The sequence below is a fragment of the Bacillus cereus group sp. N8 genome (assembly GCF_016483685.1).
GTDB lineage: Bacteria > Bacillota > Bacilli > Bacillales > Bacillaceae_G > Bacillus_A > Bacillus_A proteolyticus.
In genome coordinates this window covers 174,026-185,418 of sequence record NZ_JAEHBK010000003.1, presented here as the reverse complement: position 1 = coordinate 185,418, position 11,393 = coordinate 174,026, and the positions used below count along the sequence as shown (strand labels likewise).

The following is an 11,393-nucleotide window of genomic DNA, read 5'->3' as shown; positions in this document are numbered from 1 at the left end:
TACTTCAAAGAGAAGAACATATGAAAAAGAAACTTTCCATTTTATTTAGCATTATGTGTATGTTAGTATTAGCAGCATGTGGTCAAACGAAACCTAATGAAGAGGCAACTAAAAAAACTGACAAAAATAATGACCCTCAAATTGCTTCAATGTCTATTCATTTAACGAATGATTTACTTGCATTAGGAATTACACCAGTAGGTTCTGTTATTGGTGGAGATTTAAAAGATTTCTTACCGCACGCAAAAGAGCAACTGAAAGATACGAAGAAACTTGGCGTTGCAACAGATCCAAACATGGAAGCGTTACTTCAATTAAAGCCAACAGAAATTTATGTTGATGAAAAATATGCTGGCAAAGATTTAGCGAAATACGAAAAAATTGCAACAACACATTCTTTCAATTTAGATGAAGGTACGTGGAGAGATCATTTAAAAGAAGTAGGTAAACTTGTAAACCGTGAGAAAGAAGCGGATAAATATATTCAAGACTATGAAGAACAATCAAAACGAGTGAAAAGTTTAATAGATAAAGAGCTAGGTAATAACGAAAAAACAATGGCAATTCGCGTGACTGCAAAAGAATTACGTGTATTTAGTACGAAAAGACCGATGGGACCAATTTTGTTCCAAGACTTAGGATTACAACCTGCAAATGGTGTGGAGAAAATTGATGGAAACCGTCCTTACGAAGTCATTTCACAAGAAGTATTACCTGACTTTGATGCAGATGCGATTTTCGTTGTTGTAAATAGAGACGATAAAGCAAAAGCAGCATTTAAACAACTTCAAGAAACACCAATTTGGAAAGACTTAAAAGCTGTTAAAGGCAAGCACGTATACATTATAAATGACCAACCATGGCTTGACTATTCTGCTTTAGGTAACAAAATGGCAATGGATGAAGCAGAGAAAATGTTTACGAAATAATATCGATTCGTTGTTAGGAAGATCCTCTAAATTTTGAGGGTCTTTTTTTATTGTTAGAATAAATGAAAAATTATACAATGAAGTTAATGTAGAGGAGATGTGCCAATATCAGCGCTTATTGTAAGTATCCCGTTCATACAAGAGTATATGGAAAATGGGGATAAATAGGCTAGAATTATTATCCCCGCTATTTAAAAAGGGGGAGTTTTAGATGACAATGAATCTTTTTCAAAATAAAACTATTAAATTATCAGCTATTAGAGAAAAAGATGCTTAAGTAATGGCTATGTGGCAAGAGGATAGTGAATATTTAAGAAATGTAGATACAGATTTGGCATTCCCACAATCGTTACAAGAAATAGCAAGTGATGGACTATTAAAGGGACGGAGATCGAATAGTGTTTCTTTCATGTTAAGAACAGTTCAAGATGATCGTTTAATTGGTTTTGTGGCGATTCATGGCATAGAGTGGAATAACAGAACAGGTTTATTAGCAATTGGAATAGGGGATGCAAATGATAGAGGAAAAGGGTATGGGAGAGAAGCGATGCATCTTATTCTAAAGTATGCTTTCTATGAAATGAATTTACATCGCATCGGACTCGATGTTATTTCTTATAATAAGGCAGCTATTACACTGTATAAAAAGATGGGTTTTCAGATGGAAGGATGTATGAGAGAAGCAGTTCAGCGAGATGGGAAGTGTTTTGATCGTATGATTATGGGGATATTGAGGGATGAATGGATAGAGCTGCAAAACTAGTAAAAACATACAGAATAATTGTATAGTGTGGTGAGGAAAATCTAATATTCAGATGATCAGAAGGGAGGGGTGTACTAATGGAAGGTTTCTCTCCATTAAGAGAGTGTTTATATCAGCTAGAGGAACGATTACTTAAGCCAGAGGTTCGCACATCTCAAAAAGAGCTTAAAAAGATACTTGCAGATGATTTTTTTGAGTTTGGGAGTTCTGGTAAAGTTTTATATAAAAATGAGGATATCGATAAAAATGGAATAGGCGTGGTAAAAATGACTTTAAGTGATTTTGAAGTACATCCTTTATCCAAAGATGTAGTATTAACTACTTATCGAATATTCAATGAAATAAATAATCAACACTCGTTACGTAGTTCAATTTGGAAATTTAGAGAAGGAAGGTGGCAAATGTATTTTCACCAAGGTACACCTGCCAAATTTTAATGAAGCTATGTTTTTTAGGTGTGAAAAGAAACTATAAAAAATAGAATTGTTGAATATATGGTATGCAGGAGAAATAATGATAATTGGCGAAATTTTACAGTGAACTGATTGAATTTATAAGGAGTTATGCAAAATGAATTTAGAAAAAACAAAACCAGTAAATGAAGAGGTCGCTGAATTAAAAGAACTAATTAAAGAATTACACGGAAGTGTACATCAACTTCAAAGTGAAGTACAACAACTAAGGCACGAAAGACCGGTTGTTGAAGTGAGGAAAGGTGTTCAATTATCACCGGCAATCGTCGGACAAATTGGTGGTATGATTTTAGGTGGATTAGCAATTATAGGTATATTTTGGTGATGAAAAAAGGTATGCGGCGTAGTGCTGCATACCTTTTTTGTTTGAAGGTATAATTTCATATAATACAACTTTTACATTAAGTAACGTAAATAAATGTAAGCATGTGATAACAATAGCGCAATGATCGTTAAGGGGAAACCGATTTTTAAGAAGTCCATATAAGAGAACCCATGTCCTTCACGTTTTGCAATACCAGCAACGACTACGTTTGCTGATGCGCCGATTAACGTTCCGTTTCCTCCTAAGCAAGCGCCAAGTGATAACGCCCACCATAGTACTTCGATTTGCGGGGAATCGACAGATAGTCCGAGTCCTGTAGCTAAATCTTGAATAAGTGGGATCATCGTTGCGACAAATGGGATATTGTCAATTGTCGCAGATGCGATGCCAGATACCCATAAAATAAGTATCGCAGCGAAACCGATATCACCGTTTGTTACGTCGATTACCTCTTTTGCGAGTGAGGAAATAAGTCCGATATCAATTAACCCGCCAACGAGAACGAACAATCCGGCGAAGAAAAAAATGGTTACCCATTCAACGTGGGCAAATACATCTTCAATATCATGCTCTTTCACACCGATTAGCATAAGAAGTGTAGCGCCTGTCATCGCAATTACGGCAGCATCTACATGAATAATAGAATGAAGTACAAAGCCTAAAATAGTTAGTCCTAAAATCGAAATGGATTTTAAAAGGAGGCTTTGATCTTTAATATAATCTTTTTCATTTAATGCCATTAGTTTTTCGATTTGCTCAGGTGTTGTTTTTAGTTTGTTACGATACATGAAGTAAATAATGCCAAGTGTAACGATAGAAATAATAATTACGATTGGAGCTAAGTTTAGTAAAAAGGCATTAAAATCTAAATGCTTATTTGCTGATCCAATCATAATGTTCGGCGGGTCACCGATTAATGTTGCTGTTCCGCCTATATTTGAAAATAGTACTTCTGAAATTAAATAAGGAACAGGGTTTACTTTTAAAATACGTGTAATAGATAGAGTAACAGGTACGATTAATAATACGGTTGTTACGTTGTCCAAAAATGCTGAACCGACAGCAGTTAATAGGGATAGCAATAATAAAATGCGGATTGGTTTTCCGCCAGCTGCTTTTGCTGCTTTAATGGCTACAAATTCAAATACGCCTGATTGACTCGTAATATGCACGAGAATCATCATACCAATTAAAAGGGTGATTGTTTCCCATTGAATATGTGATGTGAAAGCAGTATGTAAATCTACAATTCCAAAAATAATCATAATAGCAGCACCGAATAGTGCGATTACAGCACGATTCAATTTCTCAGAAATAATAAATCCGTACGTGACTAAAAATACGGCAATTGCAAAATAATATTGCCAATTTGCTACTTCATGTGCTGATTGTTCCAATCGTGTCACCTTCTTTAAAGTATGTATTCAATTGTAAACATGCATCCCTCTGCATAATTTATATTGTAGCAAATTCAAAAAAGAAAGAAAACTATTTAACAAAGTGAAGGGAAAAATATGTTTTTTACATATGATATAAAAAATATAAAAAACACAGTGCAAATTATTAGGAAAAGTGAGCGTTGTCCTCTAATATAGAGATAGCAATTTACATTATTTTTGCGTAAAATGGTTTAAAGAGGTGAATTCCGATGGAAATAGTAAAAGATAGTTCTCTTATTCAAAATGAAATTGAACGTTTTGTAAATAAAGATGTATATATTCATTTAGAAACGACGAACGGAGCGTATGCGTCACACTTTAATGAAAAGCTGATGACAGTTGGAGCATTCATTCGAAATGCAATTATTCGCTTTGAGCGCGGGAAAATAACTGGAACAAACCCATACCGAGTTGGTTTGAAAATGGATCATGGCTGGGTATATGCTGAAGGTATTACGCACTGGGAAGTAGACGATAAAGAGCGTTTATTATTAGCGGGGCATGATAATCAAGGCCGCTTAGCAGTTGCACTTGAATTAAGCTTAACGCCATTTAAGTAAGAAGGAGGGAAACTTATGGAGAGACATGTACTTGTTGTATTTCCGCATCCAGATGATGAAGCATTTGCTGCGGGAGGAACAATTCGCTTATTAACAGATCAAGGAGTACCTGTAACGTATGCGTGTGGTACTTTAGGACAAATGGGACGTAACATGGGGAAAAACGTGTTTGCTAACCGTGAAACGATTCCAAATATCCGTGAAAAAGAATTAAAAGATGCATGTGAAGCGATGGGGATTCAAGATTTAAGAATGCTCGGTTTCCATGATAAAACGTTAGAATTTGAAGATGTTGATTTCGTTGCTGATAAAATCGAAGCGATCATTCAAGAAGTAAATCCATCTCGAATTATTACATTTTATCCAGAACACGGCGTACATCCAGATCATGATGCATTTGGCCGCGCTGTCGTTCGCGCTGTATCACGTATGCCAAAAGAAGAACGTCCAGCCATTCATGCGGTTGCGATTACGAGAAATCGCGAAGCAGTACTCGGTGAGCCGGATGTTGTAAATAATATTAGTGAAGTATTTGAACATAAATTAGCTGCACTAGGCGCGCATCGTTCACAAACAGAAGCGATGCTAGAAGAAACGCATGCAAAAATAAAAAACAAAGATGCAGCAACATTAAAATGGCTGCAACTTGAACAATTTTGGACTTACAAATGGGAGTAGGCTAGAAGGATACCTTCTAGTAGCTCTTACATAGAAAAAGCGCCGTCACTTGTGATGGCGCTTTTTTGTGCTATTGTTTCGTGCTAGCCAAATACATGAGCATGTGGAATTTTTCGTCTCTTACATGATAATCGAAATAAGGTCCTGGATCTGTACAGTAACCAATATTTTCATTTTGCATGATTTGAAATCCGTTAACTGATAGATTTTCTTCTAAGTATTTTGGATGTAAAATATGCTCATGGGAATTTGGATATAAGGCTGAAATATTTTTCAAGGATTTGGCCGAGCTATCATAATACGAGTATCCACCGACAATTGTTGAACTGCTATGTAAATAGTTTTTTAGAACGTGACTTGGGAACTCTGAGTTGAGCAGTGAAAAATCAGTTATTGTAAAACTATCCACAAAAACATCGATGCTAAGCGGTTTTAATGGTAGATTTAAATCGGAATTTAAAATATAAAGGACGCGTGGCTTCGGATTCATACGCTCAATTCTATTTCTAACCTTCTTGAGCATTGCGAGCGAATAGCCACTGAATACATAGGATGCGCTCGTTTCAAGAGTATCAATATATTTTGGTAGTGATACAAAAGCGTCAATGTTTGTTTCCACAATTAATTTGTTTGTCAAATCTATATTTTGTAGAACTTTTTGAAATTGAAAATTACTTTTTTCAAATAAGTTAATCATTTTGGGATTGATTTCTTTAATCGTTTCTTTATCGTAAAAATATGATGGATAAGGAGACGTTTCGTACAAGTTTGCGGTAATGATAATACCTTCCTCTATAGCTGCCTCGTATCCACAAGTGCAAGTTAAATTCCCCGTGTGAATGTAGACTTTTTTTATCGTTACATCTTCCATTTCAAGTGGAATGCGGCACTTTGGACAATAGAGCAAATTTACAAAGTCAAGCGGAATCCCTGTAACATTCTCTTCTTTAGGTGAAGGTGAGCTAGTTTGAACCGCTTTTTCAATCAAATGAATCGCTTTTGATATGTCTTCTTTTTTATTGTTCAGCTCGTTCTTTTTATCAGTGAGTAAGTTGTTGTAGTAGTCGATATCCTCATGGTCCGAGAAGTTTGTGACACGTCGATATGATAAAATTCGTTGGATTTCTATCAATGAAAAATGAAATTTTTTTAGCTCAGTAATAAAAGTCATGTCGTCGAAACACAATTGGTTCATTTGATACTGGGTGTTTTTTTTATCTGGTATTAATAATCCTAGTTCAATGTAATAACGAACTGTATCGGTTGTAACGTGAAAAAGCTTCGCAAATGTACCAATCTTCATAGATGTACCCCCTGATGAAAAAAGTGGAGTTACTCCACTTTTTTCGCAAAATGAATTCAAAAAACTCTCAAATGGCTATTGACTTGGAGGGAACTCCAAGTCATATTATTAATTCAATAAGTTCGAATATTTTGAATATTTTCGACTGTATTGTAACACACATGTCACGAAAGGAGAAGGATTAGCTATGGATAAGATGGATCGAATGGATACTCTCTCATTGTGGACAGCGACTGCAAACAGATATGACAAAGGAAAACCTCTTGAAGGAAATAAAGAGGCGGATGTTGTCATTATTGGCGCAGGCTTCACAGGTCTTTCTTCTGCATATCATTTGCAAAAGTTAGGGAAGAGTGTCATTGTCCTTGAGCAGGAAACAATTGGGTATGGCGCAAGTGGTCGTAACGGTGGGATGGTATTGCCGGGCTATAAGCCAACGATGCAGGAGCTTGCTAAGAAGTATGGTGCTAAAGAGGCGAGACAACTTAACGATCTTTCGCTGCTTAGTGTTGAACTAGTTAAAAACATCATCGATGAGCATCAAATCCACTGTAACTTTAGAAAGACAGGTCACATTGTGGCGGCTTACAAAGCAAAGCATTTTGAAGGATTGAAACTTGAAAGTGAATACTTAAACAAAAATTTTGGATATGAATGTAGCGTGCTTAATCGAAGTCAGTTGCATCAAGAAATTGATTCCCCGCAATATTATGGTTGCTTAGTCGACGACTCGAGCTACTCGTTCCAACCACTGAACTATGCAATTGGTTTGGGAGAAGCAGCTAAATCGATAGGTGCAAAAATCTTTGAACATTCGAAAGCACTATCTATTGAGTACGGCCGGAATAGTGTGAAAGTTGTTACAGAAAAAGGTGCTGTTACAGCGAAAGACATTATTGTTGCTACAGATGGTTACTCCGGAAAAATTATGGCTGAATTGAATAAAGGCGTACTGCCAATTTCGGCACGTATTATTGCTACTGAACAGCTTCCAGAAACACTTTTGAATACCGTCATTCCTAATGATCGCATGGTTTTTGATACAAGCAGTTTCCTTTACTATTTCAGGCGCACACCAGATAATCGGATCGTATTTGGCGGTGGCGATATTCGTCCAAACTTAGGCGATGCTGTTTATCAAAGTGTTTATGATGCCATGGTTAAAATAATGCCAAAACTAGAAGGAAGCAAGATTGATTACAGGTGGGGTGGATTTATCGGTGTGACAATTGATACGTTCCCGGTTATCGGTAGATCCAAAGAAGGCGCATATTTTGCAACGGGTTATACGGGCCATGGCGCGTCTCTCTCGACATTGTTTGGTAAGTTATTGGCACAATGGATTGTTACAGGGAATGCAGGTGGATATCGATTTGAAAAGGAACGACTCAAATCATTCCCATTCTATAATCAGAAAACGATGTTGGTCAATATAGCGCATATTGGTTTCAAACTAGTTGATATTATTGCGTAAAGGAGAGAGCTATATGGAAATTAACATGTTCATTGACGGGAAATGGGTAGAAGCATTATCCGGTGATAGACGAAACATTATTAACCCTGCAACCGGAGAGGTTATGGCAACTTCTGCTCATGGATCGGCGGATGATGCGAAGATAGCAATCAAGGTGGCTCGTAAAGCGTTTGACAGCGGAATTTGGTCAGATTTATCGGCTGATGAAAGAGCTGATTATCTATATAAGATTGCAGACCGTCTTGAAGAGAAGACAGCTGAAATTGCACGTTTGGAAACGGAAAATAACGGTAAAGTTATTCGAGCAACGACCTTTGTGGATATTCCGGTATCGATTCAATGCTTCCGTTATTATGCTGACTTGATTAAAGGTATGAAAAAGGAATCTTACACTCGTGATGATTCTTCGGAAACAGTGATTATTCATGAACCAATTGGGGTTTGTGGACTGATTGTACCTTGGAACTTCCCGCTTATGTTAGCCGTTTGGCAAATTGCTCCTGCACTCGCTGCAGGGAATACAATTGTAATTAAACCTGCTGACGTCACTCCTGTAAGCGTATTTAAACTGTTTGAAATTATCGAAGAGGTTGGACTTCCAGATGGAGTGGCAAACTTGGTACTGGGACCTGGTTCAAAGGTTGGGAATGAGCTTGCAGAGAGCCATGAGGTTGACAAAATTGCCTTTACTGGTGGAACAAAAACAGGTCAAAGTATTATGCGCGCAGCTGCGGGTAATATGAAAAAAATCACACTTGAACTTGGTGGTAAATCTCCACTTATTGTGTTCGACGATGTGGATTTTGAAACTGCAGTTGATAATGCGATGTTTGGTATTTTCCACAACGCTGGGCAAGTTTGTTCAGCTGCATCCCGTTTGCTTGTACAAGAGACCATTTACGATAAGTTTGTTGAACGGTTGGCCGAGCGTGCGAACAAAATTGTAGTTGGAAACGGGGAAAGCGAGACCATTGAAATGGGGCCCCTAACAAACGAGACTCATATGAATGAAGTTTTACAGTATATCAATAGCGGAGTCGAAGAAGGTGCAAGATTAGTTTGTGGTGGTAATCGCTTAACAGAAAATGGGCTTGATCGAGGATTTTTCATTGCACCAACAATCTTTGCTGATGTAAATGCAGATATGCGTATTGTTAAGGAAGAGATTTTTGGACCAGTCCTTGTTGTACAGAAATTTAAAGATGAGGAAGATGCGATCCAAAAAGCGAATGATTCCATTTATGGATTAGCCGGTGCTGTATTTACTGAAGATATGGACCGAGCAAAACGTGTTATTAGTAAATTGCGTGCGGGAATTACTTGGATTAATAGTTATCATCTTGCTTATGTTGAAGGTCCTTGGGGCGGATATAAGCAAAGTGGAATCGGTAGGGCTTTAGGTGTTGCCGGACTGGAGCACTTTATGGAAACGAAGCAAATCAATATCCACCAGCATGCCAAGCCTGTAGGTTGGTATGTGAATTAATTGAGCTTAACTTGCTATATAAATTATTTGTAAGGGGATATGCTCATGAAAATAGTGGACAACGGTCCGTCATCGAAATTAGAGAAGCCGGAAGGAATGAATAAGCCGATAGATGATTCAGTGCTTGGAACCAAAAGTATTCCGTTACTATATTTACGGTTTGCTTTGGCAGGGATTATGGCCAATGTAATTCTAGGAGTTGTATCGGTTATCGATGGCTATTTCGTCAGTGGCTTTCAGGAGCTGGAAATCGAAGGGATAGGAATTGGATTTACTGTCATGGTTATTACCCGTATGATCGGTGTTCTTTTGGGTGTGGGAGCCGGAGCAGTCATTTCACTTCGACTGGGAAAAGGGAAGATAGAAGAAGCTAGAGGTATTATGGGACAAACTTTATGGTTTACTCTTTTCCTTTCTACTTTGATAGCTGTACTTGGATTGGTCTTTGAAAATGAAGTTATGATTTTATTCGGAGCAAGTGATGAAGCGCTCCCGTATGCGGTGGAATATAGCCGACTACTATGGATTTCATTGCCATTAACGATTTTGGCCGTTGTATTAAGTATTTTGACTAATATTGATGAAAAACCTGGATTATCAATGAACAGTTGGTTAGTCGCAGCGGTAGTTGCTGGTGTTACAGAATGGATTTTGGTAACGAAGTATGACATGGGGATGATGGGTTCTTCATGGGCCAATACGATTTCGCAATCGATCCCTGTTCTCCTAATCTTTTATTTCTGGTTTGGTAAAACAAAACTTAAGCCGAAAATGAAAGATATGCTGATTAATTTTAAGAAGATTGGTGAGGTAGTTTGGACGGGATTTGCCTCTTTCTCAAGTCAGTTCATGATGTTTTTTGCCATTATTATCTTCAACAACTTACTACAAAGCTACGGTGGTGGGCTGCACGTTGCCGCTTTTACGATTCAAAACGGTTATATTACAAATTTGCTCGCCTTAGCAGCGCTCGGTGGGATGACAGGACTTCAACCAATTATTAGTTATAATTACGGTGCGGGAAACCTTGATCGTGTTAAGCAAGCAATTAAGATGGGGCTCATTTTTACAGTTTCCTTCTTTGTTATTGTGACAGCCATACTAATCATTTTTGCAGATCCAATTGTGTCATTTTTCTCAGGTGGTAATCCTGAATTGCAGAAACTGGGCATTTGGACGACAGTTGTATTCAATTCTTTATTTATGCTTAATGCAGTCAGTTTACTTATCTCCGGTTATTTCGAATCACAAGAGAGAAATTGGATTGCAACGTTTATTAGTGTTAGCAAAATGTTGTTGTTCTTGTTCCCATTTCTATTTATTTTCCCGAAATTCTGGGGTGTGGAAGGTGTATGGTATGCAGGTCCTGCTGCAGAAATTCCAGGTATTCTCATTGCTATATACTTTATGAGAAAAGAGTTTAAACGTTTAAAAGCTACCAATATTAATACAGATACCAATGTTAAAACAGTAGATTTATAGGAACGTATTCCATCAAAATTACCAATAAGAGAGAGGGATATCATCATGTTTTTTGCGAAAAAAATTACAGCAGAAGAAGCAGAGAAACTAGGTGCTAACACATGGGAACCATGGGTAGGTGAACCGAATAAAGGAACGTGGCATGTAGAAGAACAGGAAGTTTTCTATGTGACAGATGGTGAAGTGTTTATTACTGTTGATGGAAAAAAGTATCATGTTACAAAGGACTGGATTGTTTCCTTGGCTAAGGACCTTGTTTGTGAATGGGATTGCCCCGTATTTTTGAAAAAGAATTATAAGATGAACCATGAGATTGATCTGAAATAATGTGAACTGGGAGTGGACAAATGCTAAGCAGATGACTGCTCCTGCGTATTCAATGGACAAGATTAGTAATGTTGGAGATATGTAAATCAGTTTATATACAATCAAATGAATGCGCTTTCTTTCGAGCGTTGTAATACAAAGGACGGTTATCTTA

General features: G+C 37.3%; 11 protein-coding genes and 1 pseudogene. 10 read left to right on the top strand and 2 right to left on the bottom strand.

Features of this window, described 5'->3' with window-relative positions; genetic code table 11:
• Positions 1-20: 20 nt before the first annotated feature.
• The 4 genes and pseudogenes from JDS80_RS07355 (at position 21) to JDS80_RS07340 (ending at position 2,490) form a co-directional block, all read left to right on the top strand.
• Complete coding sequence (locus tag JDS80_RS07355) at positions 21-929, top strand: iron-hydroxamate ABC transporter substrate-binding protein (RefSeq protein WP_071747565.1); 909 nt, start codon at positions 21-23, stop codon at positions 927-929.
• A gap of 211 nt (positions 930-1,140) precedes the next feature.
• Positions 1,141-1,692: pseudogene (locus JDS80_RS07350) on the top strand (GNAT family N-acetyltransferase).
• A 77-nt stretch (positions 1,693-1,769) separates the two neighbouring features.
• Positions 1,770-2,129 carry a nuclear transport factor 2 family protein gene (locus JDS80_RS07345; RefSeq protein ID WP_071747563.1) on the top strand — a complete coding sequence of 120 codons (360 nt, stop codon included), beginning with the start codon at positions 1,770-1,772 and terminating at the stop codon, positions 2,127-2,129.
• Positions 2,130-2,262: 133 nt separating this feature from the next.
• Positions 2,263-2,490, top strand: a complete 228-nt coding sequence (locus tag JDS80_RS07340; RefSeq protein WP_071747562.1) for a coiled-coil domain-containing protein — start codon at positions 2,263-2,265, stop codon at positions 2,488-2,490.
• 71 nt (positions 2,491-2,561) lie between these two features.
• Here JDS80_RS07340 and JDS80_RS07335 read toward each other — a convergent pair whose 3' ends face one another.
• Positions 2,562-3,887: an ArsB/NhaD family transporter gene (locus JDS80_RS07335; RefSeq protein WP_071771951.1), complete on the bottom strand. Its 1,326-nt coding sequence runs from the start codon at positions 3,885-3,887 to the stop codon at positions 2,562-2,564.
• 251 nt (positions 3,888-4,138) lie between these two features.
• Here JDS80_RS07335 and JDS80_RS07330 point away from each other — a divergent pair, with 251 nt between their 5' ends.
• Positions 4,139-4,489: a YojF family protein gene (locus tag JDS80_RS07330; RefSeq protein WP_000407037.1), complete on the top strand. Its 351-nt coding sequence runs from the start codon at positions 4,139-4,141 to the stop codon at positions 4,487-4,489.
• Positions 4,490-4,504: 15 nt separating this feature from the next.
• Positions 4,505-5,167 carry a bacillithiol biosynthesis deacetylase BshB2 gene (gene bshB2 / locus JDS80_RS07325; RefSeq protein WP_000439465.1) on the top strand — a complete coding sequence of 221 codons (663 nt, stop codon included), beginning with the start codon at positions 4,505-4,507 and terminating at the stop codon, positions 5,165-5,167.
• Between the two features lie 70 nt (positions 5,168-5,237).
• On the opposite strand, the gene JDS80_RS07320 is transcribed toward bshB2, so the two are convergent.
• Entirely contained in the window at positions 5,238-6,470 is a 1,233-nt protein-coding gene (locus tag JDS80_RS07320; protein WP_199637774.1) for a MerR family transcriptional regulator, read from the bottom strand.
• 187 nt (positions 6,471-6,657) lie between these two features.
• Here JDS80_RS07320 and JDS80_RS07315 point away from each other — a divergent pair, with 187 nt between their 5' ends.
• Genes JDS80_RS07315 through JDS80_RS07300 form a run of 4 tightly spaced genes read left to right on the top strand, consistent with a single transcriptional unit; the run spans position 6,658 to position 11,239 of the window.
• Positions 6,658-7,944: an NAD(P)/FAD-dependent oxidoreductase gene (locus tag JDS80_RS07315; RefSeq protein WP_199637772.1), complete on the top strand. Its 1,287-nt coding sequence runs from the start codon at positions 6,658-6,660 to the stop codon at positions 7,942-7,944.
• A 13-nt stretch (positions 7,945-7,957) separates the two neighbouring features.
• Positions 7,958-9,430, top strand: coding sequence for an aldehyde dehydrogenase family protein (locus JDS80_RS07310; protein ID WP_199637770.1), 1,473 nt, complete (start codon positions 7,958-7,960; stop codon positions 9,428-9,430).
• A gap of 45 nt (positions 9,431-9,475) precedes the next feature.
• Positions 9,476-10,912: an MATE family efflux transporter gene (locus tag JDS80_RS07305; protein WP_199637768.1), complete on the top strand. Its 1,437-nt coding sequence runs from the start codon at positions 9,476-9,478 to the stop codon at positions 10,910-10,912.
• 45 nt (positions 10,913-10,957) lie between these two features.
• Positions 10,958-11,239 carry a cupin domain-containing protein gene (locus JDS80_RS07300; protein ID WP_071747556.1) on the top strand — a complete coding sequence of 94 codons (282 nt, stop codon included), beginning with the start codon at positions 10,958-10,960 and terminating at the stop codon, positions 11,237-11,239.
• Positions 11,240-11,393 lie beyond the last annotated feature (154 nt).